We start from the raw sequence: 16,566 nt of genomic DNA on the forward strand, positions 1-16,566 counted from the left end.
AGGCAATGGCCGGCCAACGCCGATTGGAGATCAGGCGAGCGACAAAATTCAGTTGGCGTGGCCTTCCAGACCATAAAGCGCCGGACGGATTTACTCGAGCAGCGCAAATGGATCCTGCAGGGAGGCGACCACATCGATGAAGACCGTCGGCAGGTCGTGGAGGAAGCGAATGTTGAGCATGCCGTCCTGCCGGCCGACAATGGCGCAAGCGATGAGCATCTGCTTGTCACCGATGCTGATGTAGAAATTGTCCGGGATATCGGTGCGGCGCGATGTGGCGAGCAATCCGCCTTCGGAGATGTTGAAGACGCGCAATTGTGCCTTGCTGATCTGGCGGACCCCCTTGCGCATGAAAAAGATATTGAACAGGACGCTGCAATCGCGCCGGGGCCATTTCCGTTCCTGCTGATCGAGAGCCATCCTGGTCAGGTAATTGGAGGAGGATGTTGCGGCGGCATGCTGAGATGGCATCGAAAAAGGTCCTTCAACCAGTGGCATCGATCGGTCTTGGCGAATTGCAGCGCAGCGTGCCTTGCCGGCGCATCGCCGTGTCGGGTTTAAAAGATCCAAAGCCGTTGCGGCAAGCCGCAGCGCTTCACCACAAAGACCAAATGCCGCTGTGCGGGAATGGTTTCATGGAAATCACCGGCAGTTGACCAGAGCAGCGTCCTGTCGTGGCGCCGAACTGCATGAAATCGCCATATCTATCTGTTTATAATTAGCTTTTACTATTTACCATTGATTAACCATGGCATTTGTTTGCTGCAGACAGTGATAGCAAAAGCCACGCAACCGGGTCAAAAAATTCGCATTGAGGATTGCATCCGTCGTTTGCGGCTGTGGGCTGCACTTTTCGAGTCTCACCAAGATTTGATGAGCTTGGTGCAAACGGGACTGGAATTGGCCACATTTGCCGCTAAGACCATCCTGATGCCTATGCACCGTATTCTCCTTCTGTGTTTCCTGACCGCCACGCTCGCGTTGACCGGTCCGTTTTCGCGTGGGTTGTCCTCAAAGGCGGCGGTGTTTCCGCAGCCGGTGGAACTCGTCCACTCCGGTGCGATGGCAAATGCGAAGACCGGTGCTGTGCCCAGCAAGCGCTGCCAGCGCGGCGCCATCACATGGTCCAACTGCACGCTCGACACCGGATACACCGCTTCAACACCGCGGCTGATCCTTCTCGGCACGGCCCGGAGCTTTGAGACCCAGCTTGGTGGCGCGGCTGACAATCTGCGCTCAAGCCGGATCTTCAGACCGCCTCGGTCCCGCTGACGTAACGATGAGGAACTGTCACTTCGTCTGTCAGTTCCGCTCCCCTTCAGCCTCAAAGGACCAAGACCCATGATAACCCGACGCCTTTTTCTGGGCGCAGCTCCGCTGGCTGTGCTTTCCGGCTGCACCACATTTGGCAGCAGCAATGACATCAGTTCCAAGCCCGCAATCGAACCGGCACCCAGGGTGATGCCGGCCGCCTATGGCGCTGTGCTTGACGAACCCTATCCGATCCCCGCAGTCCCCAACGGCATCGTGCCCGAACGTTTCTGGCGCCAGCAGGTGGTCAATCCGTTCCCCAACGAAGCACCGGGAACACTCATCGTCGATCCGAACGCGTTCTACCTGCATCTGGTGGAAGGTCGCGGCAACGCCATGCGCTATGGCATTGGTGTCGGCCGCCAGGGATTTTCCTGGGCCGGCGACGCTGTGGTTCAGTACCGGCGCAAATGGCCACGCTGGAAGGCGCCCGACGACATGGTGGCGCGCAATCCCGAGCTGACGCCCTACTCTGTCGCCAATGGCGGGATGGAGCCGGGGCCCAACAATCCGCTCGGCGCCCGCGCCCTCTATCTGTTCCAGAACGGCAAGGACACGCTGTACCGGATTCACGGCAATCCGGAAGCCAATTCCATCGGCAAAGCCGTGTCGTCGGGATGCATCCGGATGCTCAATCAGGATATCATTGATCTGCATGCGCGGGTTCGCGACGGATCGAAAGTGATTGTCCGACCCTCTGTGATGCCGGGGGGCATGGTCTGATCGCCTGAAACACCACCAAGGTGGCGGAGACATATCCCCGCCGCCCCGGTGATCTCGCAGCAAGTCACAACCGGCACTATCCTCCCTTTCAGCCTCACCGAACAGCGATGGGTGCATCTGGATTTGCCTGCAGGATCTGATGCCGAGGATGGCGAAAATGCCACCACATTAAGCAATCAACCGTTTTTAATTGATTGAGCAGTCAATCAAGCCTACATTCTAGGTCCAACTCGCTTGCGGGATGATCCAAGACCTGGAGAGCACGAATGCCAAAAATCGGCATGGAACCAATCCGCCGCAAGGCGCTGACCGACGCTGCCATCGAGGCCATCGGTGCGCGCGGTACAATGGATGTGACAATGTCCGACATCGCCGGACGAGCCGGCGTCTCGCCGGCGCTGGCGCATCACTATTTCGGGTCCAAGGATCAGTTGATCATCGAATCTGTTCGCGCGATGCTGCGCGAGTTGAGACGCGATGCGGAACAGGCACTGACAAAAGCCAGATCCCACCGCGCCCGGATCTCGGCGGTCATTGCCGTGAGTTTTTCCGACAAGCAGTTTTCCGACGAGGTCGTGGCCGCCTGGCTGGCGTTTTACGTTGATGCCCAGCGGGCGCCTGAAATCCGGCGGCTGCTGTCTATCTATGCCCGACGGCTGCATTCCAACCTGTTGAGCGGATTGAGCCCGCTGGCCGGAGAAAGCGACGCCGAGCGCATCGCCGAAGGAGCGGCTGCGATGATTGACGGGCTCTACATCCGCAAGGCGCTAGGCACCGGGCCGGCTCGATATGATGCAGTGGCTCTGGTTGAGGATCACATCGAGACACAATTGCTGGAAATTCGCCGGAGGACCTTATGATCGACAGTCGCACCGGGGCTGCTCGTCCCAACATTCTCATTATCATGGTCGATCAGCTCAACGGCACCCTGTTCCCCGATGGCCCGGCGGACTTTCTACAAGCGCCAAACCTGAAGAAGCTTGCTGCGCGTTCAGTGCGGTTTGCAAAGAACTACACCGCCTCGCCGCTCTGCGCGCCGGGACGGGCGTCGTTCATGTCGGGGCAATTGCCGCGTCGGACACGGGTCTATGACAACGCTGCCGAATATGCCTCTGACATTCCAACCTATGCGCACCATCTGCGCCGCGCGGGCTACTACACCTGCCTGTCGGGCAAGATGCACTTTGTCGGGCCTGACCAGATGCACGGCTTTGAAGAACGGCTGACCACCGACATCTACCCTGCCGATTTTGGCTGGACGCCGGATTACCGCAAGCCCGGCGAGCGGATCGACTGGTGGTATCACAATCTCGGTTCTGTCACCGGTGCGGGCGTGGCGGAAACCTCGAACCAGATGGAATATGATGACGAGGTGGCGTTCTTCGCCACCCAGAAGCTGCACCAGTTGTCGCGCAGCAGCGATGATGCTTCGGCACGGCCATGGGCGCTCACCGTTTCCTTCACCCACCCGCATGATCCTTACGTGGCGCGGAAAAGATACTGGGACCTGTACGAGGATTGCGCTGAACTGACGCCGCGGGTGCCGCCGATCCCTTATGCGGAGATGGATCAGCATTCGCAGCGGCTTTACAATGCCAATGACTCAGAACGCTTTGACATTACCGAGGACAATGTCCGTCGCTCGCGGCAGGCCTATTTTGCCAACATCTCCTATCTCGATGACAAGATCGGTGGCATTCTCGCGACGCTCGAAGCCACCCGGATGGCGGACAACACCATCGTGGTGTTCTGCTCCGACCATGGCGACATGCTGGGCGAACGCGGCATGTGGTTCAAGATGAGCTTCTTTGATGGCTCGGCGCGTGTGCCGCTGATGATTGCGGTTCCGGGCGCCGATGGCCGACTGATTGAGGAACCAACCTCCAATCTCGACATCACCCCGACACTTGCCGACCTTGCTGGCGTCTCAATGGAAGACGTCGCACCGTGGACCGATGGCGAAAGCCTGACGCCGGTGATGGCGGGCGAAACCCGGACAGCGCCGGTGCTGATGGAATATGCGGCGGAAGGTTCGGAAACCCCCTTGGTGGCAATCCGCGACGGCCGTTACAAGTTCATCCATTGCGAACTTGATGCACCGCAACTGTTCGATCTCGATGCCGATCCCGACGAACTCGTCAATCTGGCGGAGGATCCCGCCCATGCGGAGCGGGTCGCGACCTACATGATCAAGGTCCGGTCGAAATGGGACATGGCGCGCTACGATGCCGAGGTGCGCGAAAGCCAGGCACGGCGCTGGGTGGTTTATGAGGCGCTGAGGAACGGCAACTACTACCCCTGGGATTTTCAGCCTTTGCAGAAGGCCTCGGAGCGCTACATGCGCAACCATATGGACCTCAACGTGCTTGAGGACTCCAAACGCTTTCCGAGAGGAGAATGACATGCTGACTGTCTGGGGACGAGCAACTTCGTCGAATGTGCAGGCCGTGATGTGGACTATTGCCGAATTGGGACTGGCCCATCAGCGCCACGACATCGGTCATGTCCATGGCGGCAACAAGACACCCGATTATCTGGATATGAACCCGAACGGGCTGGTACCAGTGCTGCGCGACGGCGATGGCGCCCCGATGTGGGAAAGTGCGGCCATCGTGCGTTATCTTGTGGCGACCTATGGCGATGAGGCGTTCTGGCCACGCGATCCTGCTGCCCGGGTGCAGCTCGACATGTGGGCGGAATGGATCAAGACCAGTTTTGGTCCGGCCTTTGCCGGCCAGGTCTTCCGGCCACTGGTGCAGCTTGGGTCGACCCCATTGCCGCCGGAACAGCTGAAAGTCGCCACCGAAGCCGTCAAACCACTGGCGCTGATGCTCGACAGGCGGCTTGGCGATGGCCCCTATCTCGGTGGCGCCGACCTGACATTTGCCGACATGATCGTCGGCAACCTGCTTTACCGTTACTATACGCTGGATTTCGATCGCGCCGTCACCCCGGCGCTCGATGCCTATTACGCCCGCCTGAGCGCGCGCCCACACTATCGCGAACACGTGATGGTCTCCTATGAAAGTCTGAGGACACGCCCATGACCGCACAACCCAAAGCTTCCCACCACATTGCCGGCGTTTATGTCGAAGATACGGCCGGAGCCGTGATAGAAAGCATCTATCCGGCTACTGGCGAGCTCAATGCCAAGCTGCACTCGGCCACGCCGGCGATTGTCGAGCGAGCCGTCTATGCAGCCAAGGCGGCGCAACCGGCCTGGGCGGCGCTGAAGGGGATCGAACGCGGACGTATCCTGCTGCGCACCGCTCAGATCTTGCGTGAGCGCAATGAAGAACTCTCGCGGATCGAAACACTCGACACCGGAAAGGCGATCCAGGAAACGCTGGTTGCCGATGCGGCATCAGCAGCCGACGCGCTTGAGTATTTCGGCGGACTGGCCGGTGCGATCACCGGCGAGCATATCGATCTGGGTGGCGGTGATTTTGCCTACACCCGCCGTGAAGCGCTCGGTGTCTGCGCCGGCATTGGTGCCTGGAACTACCCGATCCAGATTGCTGCCTGGAAAGCCGCCCCGGCGCTCGCTTGCGGCAACGCCTTCATCTTCAAGCCCTCGGAAATGACGCCGCTGACAGCCCTGCTGCTGGCAGAAGCCTTTACCGATGCCGGCCTGCCTGCAGGTATCTTCAACGTGGTTCAGGGCTATGGCGACGTGGGTGCCGCGCTCGCCAGCCATCCCGACATTGCCAAGGTGTCGCTCACAGGCTCGGTGCCGACCGGCGCCAAGGTGCTGGCCGCGGCAGCCCAGACGATCAAGTCAGTGACCATGGAACTTGGTGGCAAATCGCCGATCCTGGTGTTTGACGATGCTGATCTCGAAAGCGCCATTGGTGGCGCTATGCTGGGCAATTTCTATTCAACCGGGCAGATCTGCTCGAATGGCACCCGCGTGTTCGTGCAGCGCGGTGTCTATGACCGCTTCCTGGAAAGACTGAAAGCCCGTACCGAAGTGATCCAGATCGGCGATCCGCTCGATCCCGATACGCATCTCGGCCCGATGGTCTCCGTGGCGCAGCGCGACAAGGTGCTGGGCTACATCGAGGCTGGTAGACGCGAAGGCGCCCGGCTGGTTACCGGCGGCGGCGTGCCTGTGCTTCAGGGGTTCGAGAACGGCGCCTGGATCCAGCCGACGGTCTTTGCCGATGTCACCGACGAGATGACAATCGCGCGCGAGGAAATCTTCGGACCGGTGATGAGCGTCTTGCCTTTTGAAGACGAGCACGAAGCGCTACGCCGCGCCAACTCGACCCAGTTCGGCCTGGCAGCAGGCGTGTTCACCGCCGACCTGACCCGTGCACACCGGGTTGTTGCAAATCTCGAGGCGGGCACCACTTGGATCAACACCTACAATCTGACCCCGGTCGAGATGCCCTTCGGCGGCGTAAAGCAATCGGGCATCGGACGCGAAAATTCGCGTGCGGCCATCGAGCACTACACCCAGCTCAAAACCGTCTACGTGGCCACCGGGCCTGTCGACAGCCCTTACTGAGGACGGAACAAGATGAGTGACATGCAAGCAGATTTCGTCATCATCGGGGCTGGTTCGGCTGGCTCCGCCATGGCTGCGCGGCTGAGCGAAGACGGCAAGCATTCGGTGATGGTCATTGAGCATGGCGGATCCGATTTCGGGCCGTTCATCCAGATGCCGGCAGCACTGTCCTTCCCGATGAACATGTCGACGTATGACTGGGGTTACTCCACTGAACCGGAAGCCAATCTGGGCAACCGGCGGCTGGCTGCACCACGCGGCAAGGTGATCGGAGGATCGTCCTCCATCAACGGCATGGTGTTCGTGCGCGGCCATGCGGAGGACTTCAACCACTGGGCGGACCAAGGTGCTTCCGGCTGGTCGTTTGCCGATGTGCTGCCCTATTTCAAACGCATGGAAACCTCGCATCAGGGCGGTGGTATCGGCGGCGAAGAAGGCTGGCGCGGCACCGACGGGCCGCTGCATGTGCAACGCGGACCGGCGGTCAATCCGCTTTTTCAGGCGTTCATCGATGCAGGCGAACAGGCAGGTTACGGGGTGACGCAGGATTACAATGGATCGCGTCAGGAAGGCTTTGGCCTGATGGAGCAGACCATCCACAAGGGCCAGCGCTGGTCGACGGCGGAAGCCTATCTGAAGCCGGCGCTGAAGCGGAAAAACGTGAGTCTTGTCAGAGGTCTGGCGCAGCGCGTTGTCATAGAGAATCATCGCGCTACCGGCGTGGAAGTCGAGATTCACGGAAAGATTCAAGTTGTTAAAGCACGGCGTGAGGTGGTGATTGCCGCGTCAAGCTTCAACTCGCCCAAGCTCTTGATGCTGTCGGGTATCGGTCCGGGCGCACATCTGGCTGAGCATGGCATCGAGGTGATTGCAGACCGGCCCGGCGTCGGCGCCAACCTGCAGGATCATCTCGAGGTCTATATCCAGCAGGAATGCATCCAGCCGATCACGCTCTACTCGAAACTCAATCTGATTTCGAAAGCGATCATCGGCGCGCAGTGGCTGTTTCTCAGACGCGGGCTCGGCACCTCGAACCAGTTCGAGGCAGCCGCCTTTGTGCGCTCGGCGGCAGGTGTGCCCTACCCTGATATCCAGTTCCATTTCCTGCCCGGCGCCATCCGCTATGACGGCAAGGCGGCAGCTCCGATGCATGGCTTCCAGGCCCATGTCGGACCGATGCGGTCGTCCTCACGCGGTGCGGTGACGCTTCGATCGGGGGACGCCAAGGACGCCCCGGTTATCCGGTTCAACTATATGAGCCACGAGGAAGACTGGCGCGATTTCCGCAAGGCTGTGCGAATTGCCCGTGATGTGTTTGCACAAAATGCGTTTGATCCATACCGTGGCATGGAAATCCAACCGGGAAGCGATATCCAGAGCGACGAAGAGATTGACGGCTTCATCCGCGAACACGCCGAAAGTGCCTATCATCCTTGCGGCACCTGCCGGATGGGCCGGGCCGATGATCCCAACGCAGTGGTCGATCCGGAAACACGGGTCATCGGTGTCGAGGGCCTGCGTGTTGCCGACTCGTCGATCTTCCCGCGCGTGACCAATGGCAATCTCAACGGTCCGTCGATCATGACCGGCGAAAAGGCCGCCGATCACATTCTGGGCCGCACGCCGCTGGCACCGAGCAATCTAGAACCGTGGATGAACCCGGACTGGAAAACCACAGACCGGCTGAAACAAAACTGAAGCTGAAATAAGCGAAGGCCTGCATTTGCGGGCCTTTGCTTTTTCAGGACTTACGCGTCGGGGGCGCTGCCCCAGCCGACAAAGCGGGCGCAGCCGAAATTTGCGTCCTCGACACCATAGCGCAGGGGAACGCCATCGAGCGTCAGCGTCATGCCTCCTGCGGCGCGCAACACCGCATCTCCGGCGGCGATGTCCCACTGCTTGAGGCAGACCAGACGCGGATAGACATCGGCCCGCCCTTCGGCCAGCAGGCAGAACTTGAGTGAAGACCCGACACTGGCGATCTCATGCTCGGGCATGTTTTTGAGCCAGGCGTCGGTTGCGGGTTCCTTGTGAGTGACGCTGACCAGAGCCACTGGCGTTTTGGGACGTTGTCTGGTGTGAATGTCGCGCTGGCCGGAAATCTCACCCTCCGCGCTGACCTCGGCAACTTGGGCATGGCCGGTGATGCCGCTCCACATCTTTCCCAGAGCCGGCGCATAGACGACGCCAGCGACCGGAGATTGCCCGCGGATCAACGCGATGTTGACGGTGAAGTCATTGCGTCCGGCGATGAAATCGCCGGTGCCGTCGAGCGCATCAACCAGGAAAAACATGTCCTTGGCGTGGCTGGGGCAATGGCCGGCTTCGGCCAGTTCTTCGGCGACCACGGGAATGCCGGGGTAGGATTTGGCGAGAAAATCGAGGATCAGGGTTTCGGCCCGTTGATCGGCCTGCGTCACCGGGGTGCGGTCGGATTTGACCGTCACCGTAGCACCCGCAGCGCGGACCGCCAGGATCTCCTTGCCAGCAGCAATTGCTACTGTTTCAAGCTCCCGGATCAGCGCCTGTATGGAACCGGTGGAAGGATCATCAAAGTCAAACGCGCCCATCAGCGGGCTCCGTGATACTTGTTACTCGACCCAAATGGCGTGACATGTTTGGCTACTCCGGTCAATGCACTGTTGCCCGCAGCATCAGACCGAATTGGGCAGATTTTGCGGCACTCCCCGGTTCAAGCGGAACAACCGACCTGAACCGGGCGCACAAAAAGACTGTGATGCCTCGTTTTGGCAGCAGCAAGGCGCGACTATGGCTGCGTTAATCGGAGCCTGAACCATGCCCCTGCATCACCCTCTGCCCGTCGACAACGTTTCGTCGCGCCCGTCCTACGGACCTGAGTTCGCGGCAAATCTCGCCGGCGAACTGGCGCAACTGTCCTTGCCGGGGCGTATGCTGCGCATTGCAGCGCTGGGCAATGCTGTGTTCACCACATCGCTGGGGCTGGAAGATCAGGTGCTGACCTCGGTGATCGCCGCAACCAACGCGGATGTGCGTATTGTCACGCTGGATACCGGACGGCTGTTTGCCGAGACGCTGGCGCTGATCGGCGAGACCGAAGAGCAGTACGGACTTGCCATCGAGGTTTTCAAACCCTGGAAGGACGAGGTCGACGGCTTTGTCGCGCTTTATGGCCAGAATGGGTTTTATGACAGCGTCGAAGCCCGCCACGCCTGCTGCCATGCCCGCAAGCTGCAGCCGCTGGGCCGGGCGCTCGCTGATGCCGAGATCTGGGTCACCGGCCTGCGGCACGGCCAGTCAGGCAATAGGGCCAGTGCGCCACTGGCCGAATGGGATGCCGATCGGAGCCTGATCAAGGTCAATCCGCTGGCCGACCAGTCGCGGGATGTGCTGCAGGCCCGCGCCAATGCCGACGATGTGCCGATCAATCCGCTGCATGCCAAGGGCTTTCCGTCGATTGGCTGCGAACCCTGCACCCGCGCCATCAAGCCGGGCGAACCGGAACGCGCCGGGCGCTGGTGGTGGGAACAGGACGAGCGGCGCGAATGCGGGCTGCATCTGTCGGCATCTGTTTCCGGAACGCGCGCGGGCCAACCCAAAGTCACAGCCTCGTGAACCCTTCAAAGGACTACCCCATGAACGTGATTGAACACGGGCGCGGCAAGCCGCCGCTCGACCCGCATCTCAAGGCGCTGGAAAACGAGGCGATCCACATCTTCCGGGAAGTGGCGGCAGAGTTCGAACGCCCGGTGATGCTCTATTCGGTCGGCAAGGATTCCTCGGTGCTGCTGCATCTGGCGCTGAAGGCGTTCCACCCGGGCAAGCTCCCGTTTCCGCTGGTGCATATCGACACCGGCTGGAAGTTCCCGGAGATGATCACCTTCCGCGACGCGGTGGTGGCCAAACACGGGCTTGAGCTGATTTCCCACACCAATCCGGACGGGCTTCGCGATCAGGTCAGCCCGTTCAGCCACGGCTCGTCCCGCTACACCGACATCATGAAGACCCAGGCGCTGAAACAGGCACTCGACATGGGCCGTTATGATGCAGCTTTTGGCGGCGCACGGCGCGACGAAGAGGCCTCGCGCGCCAAGGAGCGGATCTACTCGTTCCGGACGCCCGATCACGCATGGGACCCGCGCAACCAGCGGCCGGAACTGTGGTCGATCTACAACGGCATGATCCATCCGGGCGAAAGCGTGCGGGCGTTTCCACTGTCAAACTGGACCGAGGTCGACATCTGGCGCTACATCCAGGCCGAAAACATCGACCTGGTACCGCTCTATTTTGCCGAACGTCGCAAGGTTGTTGAACGCGACGGCATGCTGATCCTGGCCGAAGACAAGCGGCTGGAACTGCTGCCTGATGAGCAAGTGCGCGAAGAACTGGTGCGGTTCCGCACGCTCGGCTGTTTCCCGCTGACCGGTGCGGTGCGCTCGGAAGCGACGACGCTCGACGAAGTCATCACTGAGCTCGAGATTGCCACGGTGTCGGAACGGCAAGGCCGGGCGATTGACCGCGACCAGTCCGGCTCGATGGAAAAGAAAAAACGCGAAGGGTATTTCTGATGAGTTCTCAATCACTTTCGCGCAATACTGAATCTGTTGAATCCAGTGACCACGCAAACACCCTCGACCCGCAGACCGCCAAAGCAGGCAGGCAGGCGCGGCCTTTGCGCTTCATCACCTGCGGCTCGGTGGACGACGGCAAGTCGACACTAATCGGCCGGCTGCTGTGGGACACCAAGGCGGTCAAGGAAGATCAGGCGGCGACGCTGAGACGCGATTCCACCGGCAAGCAGAACGAACTCGGCCTGCCCGATTTCGCGCTGCTGCTCGACGGGCTGCAGGCCGAGCGCGAACAGGGCATCACCATCGATGTCGCCTACCGCTATTTCGCCACCGACCGGCGTTCGTTCATCGTCGCCGACACGCCCGGCCATGTGCAGTACACCCGAAACATGGCGACCGGCGCCTCGACCGCTGATCTCGCCGTGCTGCTGGTCGATGCCCGCGCCGGCATTCTGGAACAGACCCGGCGCCATGCGACAATCGCGGCGTTGATGGGCATCCGGCAGTTCGTGCTGGCGGTCAACAAGATCGATCTCGCGCACTATGACGAGGCCGGATTTCGCGCAATCACCCGGGATTTCAAGGAAATCGCGCTGTCGCTTGGCGTGCGCCAGGTGATTGCCATTCCGGTCTCGGCGCTGAAGGGCGAGAACATCGTGCTGCGCGGCGATGATGTGATGCCATGGTATTCCGGCCCGACGCTGGTCGAGGCGCTGGAAAAAGCCACCCAGCGCACGGGCCAGACCACCGGCTTCCGGCTTCCGGTTCAGCGGGTCTCGCGGCCCGGCGAGGGCTTTCGCGGCTATCAGGGCACGGTTGCCGGCGGCTCGATCAAGCCCGGCGACAGTGTTGTGGTGCTGCCCTCGGGCGTCGAGGCCAATGTCAAAGCCATCGTCACCTATGACCTGGTGCGTAATGCCGCCGTTCACGGCGACGCCATAACGCTGGTGCTCGACCGCCCGGTTGACGTGGCCCGCGGAGACATGATCGCTGCCATCGACCAGCGTCCGCAGACCGGCCGCGCGTTTACCGCCCGGCTGGTGGCCTTGTCGCAAGACGGCATCGTACCCGGAAAACGCTATTGGCTGAAGGCCGGCTCACGCCGCCAGCGGGTGATGGTGCGCCCGACCTCGGCGCTGGATCTGACCACAGGCAACTGGGATGACGCGCCGTTTCTCGCCATGAACGGCATCGGCGTGGTCGAGCTCGATTTCGAGGAGACGGCGATCTTCGATGCCTATGAGACCAACCGCGAGACCGGCGCCTTTATCCTGATTGATCCCGAAACGCTCAACACCGTGGCAGGCGGCATGATCGATGGCAAACGCTCGAAATCCGGTCGCTTTGACGCCTTGCCCGACGCCGACCGCGCCACAGTCACCCTGCCCGCACGGCTGCTGGAAGCGTTCCTGAAAACCGAATTTGCCCGTGCGCATGCCGGCGAGATCCGGGTGACCGGGCCTGAGGAGGTTGATGCGGAGTAGAGTGAGGATCGGGACCGATTTGCCTGTTTGCCAATTGGCCCCCTTGCTTCTGGCCATCCCTACCCGCGAACTGACGGCAGGCGACTCAAAATGAGATTGCAAGAATGGTGCCCGCCTTCGAGCACGAAGATTTCGAGTATGCACTGGGACTTTGACGCACAGCCGATGACGAAGATTTCGATCACTGCCGATACTGCAGCTGTCAGTCTCAGCTTTCCCCCATGGATTTTATCAGTTCGGCGCCACCGGTCAGCACCACCTCTCCGACGGGCGCTGCAAGGGCCCATTGGACGCCGGTCGGGGCGTAGTCAAGGTCGACCTTGCCGCCCACGGATATCGCCGCCATGCGCTCGATTACAGTACGGCCGAAGCCGCTGTCTTGAGGCGGCGCCACCGGTGGGCCGCCATGTTCGTGCCACCGGATCCGGAATGTCTTGCCGTCTTCGACGGTATCCCAGTCTATCGAGACCGTGCCCGCAGTTCCCGACAGCGAGCCGTATTTCAGCGCATTGGTCGACAGTTCGTGCAGCGCCATGCCGATGCCTTGTGCAGCCGTCGGAGTGAAGACCATCTCGGGACCCTCGATCCTGATGCGATTGGCTTGCACCTCCTCGCCAAGATGCCTGAGTTGCGATTCGACCAGATCCCTGACGCTGACACCGCCCCAGTTGCCCTGCACGATCAGATCCTGCGATCCCGACAGGGAAAACAGCCGCTGCGAAAACCGGTCGATGAACTCTGCCGGCGGACTGGCGCGGGCGGTCTGACGCGCCATGGAGATAACCACTGTCAGCAGGTTCTTGGAGCGATGGTTTACCTCGCGCATCAAATACCGAATATGCTCGTCATATCGTTGCCGTTCGGACAGATCATAGAAATTGCACACAACTACCAGGCGACCGTCGGGCATGGTTATGCGTTCGAGTTTCCAATCGTAGGATTCGGTGACCTCGCTGTCGCGCCTGCGCTCTGTGGTTGCAGGCGCATGATAGGGCTCTCCGGTTGCCAGCGTGTGCCGAAAGAGGCCAATGGCCTCCTCCGCGAAAGGAGCCGGCCAGATGACCCGCAGTGCTTCGGCAAAATCGCGACCGATCAGAGGACGCACATTGGCAAAGACCGGTTGGGCACCATCACTGACATGGGCAAGGCGAAAGTCGGCATCCACGGTGTAGATTCCGAAGGGAGAGCCGGTGACCAGGTTCTGGAATGTGCTGTGGGAGGTTTCGAGCGCCTCCATCATCGCTTTACGGTCGGAAACATCAATGCCGGACGGGATCAGGTTGACGATCTTGCCGTCTCTGTCGAAAAGCGGCGCCAGTTGAAAATCGATCCATATCAGCTGCCCGCCGGCGACCTGGACCTGGATATCATAGCGAACGGTGTCCCCGTCCCGCACGCGCTCGCAGGATTCCTGTATCTGTTTCTGGGTCTCCGGCGCATAGCTCCACCAGTAGCAATCCCAGAACTTCTTGCCGATGACGTCCTTGGCGTCGATCCCAGCGGCATCCAGAGGCGCGCGGTTGGCCTCGACAAGGGTGCCGTCAGGCTCCAGCACACCGACAAAGGCGAAGAGGTTGTCGAGAATGCTGCGCAGCCTTTGCTCGGCCCGGCGCTCTTCAGTGACGTCACGATGCACGCTTGAGGCACCGATGAAGTTGCCGGACGCTGAGCGAACCGGCGCGGCCGTGACTGCAATGGTGCGCAACTGGCCAGATCTGGTTTGACGCGTCACGTCGAAATGCTGGAGTTCGCCGGCGACGATTTCCGCAATGTAGTCCTGGGCCCTTCGCGGCCAGTCGGGAGGATAGATCATTTCGATGGACTGGCCGACCATACCTCCGCGGTCATATCCATAGAGCTTCTCGGCGGCGGCATTCCAGCTGGTAATGTGGCCGTCAAGATCAAAGGCGATCACGGCATCGGGCATGGTGGCGACGATTGCCGCGAGATTTCGGGTGTTCTGTTCGGCGTGGGTCAGCTCGATTTTCGCCAGTTCCCTGGTCGTGATGTTGCGATGGGAGATAAGGACAAAGCGCTCCCCACCGAGTTCAAGCGGTGTCGCGATCAACTCGAACCAGCGCTGCTCGGTTTTGGAGTGACAGGGGTATTCAACTTGAAACTGTTTGGCACCAGAAAGCACCTTGGCCAATCCGGCTTCGACCTGCGCAGCCAGCATATCGCCCTTGGCGGCGCTCTCGCGACAGATGTGGATGTAATTTTGGCCGAGATAATGGTGGGTCGGATCACCGTTGTTTTCGCTGCTGAACTGCCGCCAGATTTCATTCACGCATCGGATGGTCCCATCCTGCTACATGATGGCGACGCCGTCCGGCATGGCGTCAATCACCGGCTGCAACGCCAGTTCGACTGGTTCCGGATCAAGCTGTCTCACGTATCAACCACCCCATCAATGCCCTTACTCAAAACTCCTATCTGGAAAACTATACGATCTGCGACACCTTGACTACAGGTGCAGCGCTGAGGAGGTGCAACCTGCCGGCAATGGCATCGGTTCGGGATTGTGGCTGCAGTGCAATCGGCAGGCTGCCGCCGGCCGTGCCGATATTGCGCTGCCATCGCGAGGGTTTCTATGTGTCTTTGACGACGCGCTGGACAACAGCCCGCAGGCTCAGCCCCTGAACAACAACGGTGAACAGAACCAGCGCATAGGTGGCGGCGAGAATGACCGACTTTTCGGGGCCCTCCGGGATTGAAAGCGCCAGAGCGATGGAGATGCCGCCGCGCAATCCTCCCCATGTCAGCACCGGAATTGTACCCCGTGTGAAGCTATAATTCGCACTCAAGGCAAGCACCGGAATGGCCACCGCCAACAAACGCGCGCACAGGACGAGCGGTATCGCCACCACGACCAGCCAGCCAAAAGACGAGTCGAGGCGCAGAACCAGCACTTCAAGGCCAATGAGAAGAAAAAGCACCGAGTTCAGGATCTCGTCGACAAGCGTCCAGAACCCGAACAGATACCGCTCTGTCTGGTCGCTCATCGCATCATGCAGGCCACGGTTGCCGATCAGGACACCGGCAACAACAACTGCAATGGGACCGCTCATATGCAGCTTGGCCGCAAGCGTGTAGGTGCCCGCAACCAGCGCCAGCGAGATCAGCACCTCGATCGGATAATCATCGATCGCACGCATTGCCCGGTAGGCTATGTAGCCGGTGGCAAAACCGAGCACGGCGCCGCCCAATGCCTCGATGAAGAAAAGTTCGCTGACCTCAACCAGATCAATACCGCCGCCCGAGGCGCTAATTGCGGCCGCCATCAGGACGGTAAAGATGACGACGCCGACGCCATCGTTGAAGAGCGATTCGCCGACCATTTCGGCCTTGAGGATTGCCGGAACATGAACCGTCTTGAGGGTGGACAGGACGGCCACCGGATCGGTCGGGCTGATCAGAGCACCGAACACCAGTGCCCAGGAGAAGGCGATGGGAACGCCAAGCGCACCGGCGGCAAACCAGAAGCCGACGCCGACAATCACGGTGGAGAGCAAAACCCCGACCGTTGCCATCGAGCCGACAACCCAGGCCCGGTCACGCAAGCGCTCGAGATCGACATGCAAGGCGCCCGCAAACAGCAGAAAAGCCAGCATGCCGTCGAGCACGGTTTTCTGAAAATCGATTTCCCGAATGATCCGCGCCAGATCTGCATAGGGAAGCACTCCGGGAAAGATGAACTCAGCACCGATAAGCACGAGCGAGGCGACAAGCCCCATGACGAGCAGACCAATCGTGTGCGGCAGCCGGATGATGCGATGGTTGATCCAGGCAAACGCAGCCGTCAGAACCAAAAATATTGAAACGAGATCGTAAACTGTCAGCATGTCGAGCAAGGCCTAAAAGAAAGAGTATAGCGCAAACGACGTCGGGAGCCATGTGCGGAAGCCTGAAGAATCAAGGTCGAGGCTAAGCCTTAACAACATCTGACTGACGCGCTTGATAAACATCAAAGAGATCTGCGGCAGATGAT

15 protein-coding genes are annotated in these 16,566 nt (G+C 60.4%); 11 read left to right on the forward strand and 4 right to left on the reverse strand.

Annotated features, from left to right (window positions below; translation table 11 throughout):
- Positions 1 to 90: 90 nt before the first annotated feature.
- Complete coding sequence (locus tag IMCC20628_RS13130) at positions 91 to 471, reverse strand: hypothetical protein (protein ID WP_156174510.1); 381 nt, start codon at positions 469 to 471, stop codon at positions 91 to 93.
- On the opposite strand from IMCC20628_RS13130, the gene IMCC20628_RS13135 reads away from it, so the two are divergent.
- The 8 genes from IMCC20628_RS13135 to betA all read left to right on the forward strand — a co-directional run bounded on the left by IMCC20628_RS13135 (position 465) and on the right by betA (position 8,242).
- Entirely contained in the window at positions 465 to 656 is a 192-nt protein-coding gene (locus IMCC20628_RS13135) for a hypothetical protein (protein WP_156174511.1), read from the forward strand. The two genes, IMCC20628_RS13130 and IMCC20628_RS13135, sit on opposite strands and share 7 nt — an antisense overlap.
- Before the next feature lie 217 nt (positions 657 to 873).
- Positions 874 to 1,272: a hypothetical protein gene (locus tag IMCC20628_RS13140; protein ID WP_156174512.1), complete on the forward strand. Its 399-nt coding sequence runs from the start codon at positions 874 to 876 to the stop codon at positions 1,270 to 1,272.
- A gap of 69 nt (positions 1,273 to 1,341) precedes the next feature.
- The gene (locus tag IMCC20628_RS13145; RefSeq protein WP_047030596.1) at positions 1,342 to 2,034 is read left to right on the forward strand and encodes a L,D-transpeptidase; all 693 of its coding nucleotides are present in this window, start codon (positions 1,342 to 1,344) and stop codon (positions 2,032 to 2,034) included.
- A 266-nt stretch (positions 2,035 to 2,300) separates the two neighbouring features.
- Positions 2,301 to 2,894, forward strand: coding sequence for a transcriptional regulator BetI (gene betI, locus IMCC20628_RS13150; protein ID WP_047030597.1), 594 nt, complete (start codon positions 2,301 to 2,303; stop codon positions 2,892 to 2,894).
- Positions 2,891 to 4,435, forward strand: coding sequence for a choline-sulfatase (gene betC, locus IMCC20628_RS13155; RefSeq protein ID WP_047030598.1), 1,545 nt, complete (start codon positions 2,891 to 2,893; stop codon positions 4,433 to 4,435). The genes betI and betC overlap by 4 nt, the downstream gene beginning before the upstream one ends.
- A gap of 1 nt (position 4,436) precedes the next feature.
- Complete coding sequence (locus IMCC20628_RS13160; RefSeq protein WP_047030599.1) at positions 4,437 to 5,081, forward strand: glutathione S-transferase family protein; 645 nt, start codon at positions 4,437 to 4,439, stop codon at positions 5,079 to 5,081.
- Positions 5,078 to 6,544, forward strand: a complete 1,467-nt coding sequence (gene betB, locus IMCC20628_RS13165; RefSeq protein ID WP_047030600.1) for a betaine-aldehyde dehydrogenase — start codon at positions 5,078 to 5,080, stop codon at positions 6,542 to 6,544. Before IMCC20628_RS13160 ends, betB begins: the two co-directional genes overlap by 4 nt.
- A 21-nt stretch (positions 6,545 to 6,565) precedes the next feature.
- Positions 6,566 to 8,242 (forward strand): choline dehydrogenase, encoded by a 1,677-nt coding sequence (gene betA / locus IMCC20628_RS13170; protein ID WP_047032551.1) that lies wholly within the window; start codon positions 6,566 to 6,568, stop codon positions 8,240 to 8,242.
- Between the two features lie 50 nt (positions 8,243 to 8,292).
- Here the strand turns inward: betA and cysQ are convergent, their stop codons facing one another.
- Positions 8,293 to 9,114, reverse strand: a complete 822-nt coding sequence (cysQ, locus tag IMCC20628_RS13175) for a 3'(2'),5'-bisphosphate nucleotidase CysQ (protein WP_082128130.1) — start codon at positions 9,112 to 9,114, stop codon at positions 8,293 to 8,295.
- A 226-nt stretch (positions 9,115 to 9,340) separates the two neighbouring features.
- On the opposite strand from cysQ, the gene IMCC20628_RS13180 reads away from it, so the two are divergent.
- Genes IMCC20628_RS13180 through cysN form a run of 3 tightly spaced genes read left to right on the forward strand, consistent with a single transcriptional unit; the run spans position 9,341 to position 12,578 of the window.
- Positions 9,341 to 10,138, forward strand: coding sequence for a phosphoadenylyl-sulfate reductase (locus IMCC20628_RS13180; RefSeq protein WP_082128131.1), 798 nt, complete (start codon positions 9,341 to 9,343; stop codon positions 10,136 to 10,138).
- A 20-nt stretch (positions 10,139 to 10,158) separates the two neighbouring features.
- Positions 10,159 to 11,091, forward strand: a complete 933-nt coding sequence (gene cysD, locus IMCC20628_RS13185; protein ID WP_047030601.1) for a sulfate adenylyltransferase subunit CysD — start codon at positions 10,159 to 10,161, stop codon at positions 11,089 to 11,091.
- Positions 11,091 to 12,578 carry a sulfate adenylyltransferase subunit CysN gene (gene cysN / locus IMCC20628_RS13190; protein WP_047030602.1) on the forward strand — a complete coding sequence of 496 codons (1,488 nt, stop codon included), beginning with the start codon at positions 11,091 to 11,093 and terminating at the stop codon, positions 12,576 to 12,578. The genes cysD and cysN overlap by 1 nt, the downstream gene beginning before the upstream one ends.
- 208 nt (positions 12,579 to 12,786) lie before the next feature.
- On the opposite strand, the gene IMCC20628_RS24280 is transcribed toward cysN, so the two are convergent.
- Both IMCC20628_RS24280 and IMCC20628_RS13200 read right to left on the reverse strand, forming a co-directional pair.
- Entirely contained in the window at positions 12,787 to 14,865 is a 2,079-nt protein-coding gene (locus tag IMCC20628_RS24280; RefSeq protein WP_052766421.1) for a PAS domain-containing protein, read from the reverse strand.
- A 301-nt stretch (positions 14,866 to 15,166) separates the two neighbouring features.
- Positions 15,167 to 16,420, reverse strand: coding sequence for a sodium:proton antiporter (locus IMCC20628_RS13200; protein WP_197078295.1), 1,254 nt, complete (start codon positions 16,418 to 16,420; stop codon positions 15,167 to 15,169).
- Positions 16,421 to 16,566 lie beyond the last annotated feature (146 nt).

The sequence above is a fragment of the Hoeflea sp. IMCC20628 genome (assembly GCF_001011155.1).
Lineage (GTDB): Bacteria > Pseudomonadota > Alphaproteobacteria > Rhizobiales > Rhizobiaceae > Hoeflea.

What these genes read in the sequence shown, in the direction of transcription:
- IMCC20628_RS13135 (WP_156174511.1), top strand. Translation starts at nt 465, where the DNA reads ATGGCATCGAAAAAGGTCCTTCAACCAGTGGCATCGATCGGTCTTGGC.
- IMCC20628_RS13130 (WP_156174510.1), bottom strand. Translation starts at nt 471, where the DNA reads ATGCCATCTCAGCATGCCGCCGCAACATCCTCCTCCAATTACCTGACC.
- IMCC20628_RS13140 (WP_156174512.1), top strand. Translation starts at nt 874, where the DNA reads ATGAGCTTGGTGCAAACGGGACTGGAATTGGCCACATTTGCCGCTAAG.
- IMCC20628_RS13145 (WP_047030596.1), top strand. Translation starts at nt 1,342, where the DNA reads ATGATAACCCGACGCCTTTTTCTGGGCGCAGCTCCGCTGGCTGTGCTT.
- betI (WP_047030597.1), top strand. Translation starts at nt 2,301, where the DNA reads ATGCCAAAAATCGGCATGGAACCAATCCGCCGCAAGGCGCTGACCGAC.
- betC (WP_047030598.1), top strand. Translation starts at nt 2,891, where the DNA reads ATGATCGACAGTCGCACCGGGGCTGCTCGTCCCAACATTCTCATTATC.
- IMCC20628_RS13160 (WP_047030599.1), top strand. Translation starts at nt 4,437, where the DNA reads ATGCTGACTGTCTGGGGACGAGCAACTTCGTCGAATGTGCAGGCCGTG.
- betB (WP_047030600.1), top strand. Translation starts at nt 5,078, where the DNA reads ATGACCGCACAACCCAAAGCTTCCCACCACATTGCCGGCGTTTATGTC.
- betA (WP_047032551.1), top strand. Translation starts at nt 6,566, where the DNA reads ATGCAAGCAGATTTCGTCATCATCGGGGCTGGTTCGGCTGGCTCCGCC.
- cysQ (WP_082128130.1), bottom strand. Translation starts at nt 9,114, where the DNA reads ATGGGCGCGTTTGACTTTGATGATCCTTCCACCGGTTCCATACAGGCG.
- IMCC20628_RS13180 (WP_082128131.1), top strand. Translation starts at nt 9,341, where the DNA reads ATGCCCCTGCATCACCCTCTGCCCGTCGACAACGTTTCGTCGCGCCCG.
- cysD (WP_047030601.1), top strand. Translation starts at nt 10,159, where the DNA reads ATGAACGTGATTGAACACGGGCGCGGCAAGCCGCCGCTCGACCCGCAT.
- cysN (WP_047030602.1), top strand. Translation starts at nt 11,091, where the DNA reads ATGAGTTCTCAATCACTTTCGCGCAATACTGAATCTGTTGAATCCAGT.
- IMCC20628_RS13200 (WP_197078295.1), bottom strand. Translation starts at nt 16,420, where the DNA reads ATGCTGACAGTTTACGATCTCGTTTCAATATTTTTGGTTCTGACGGCT.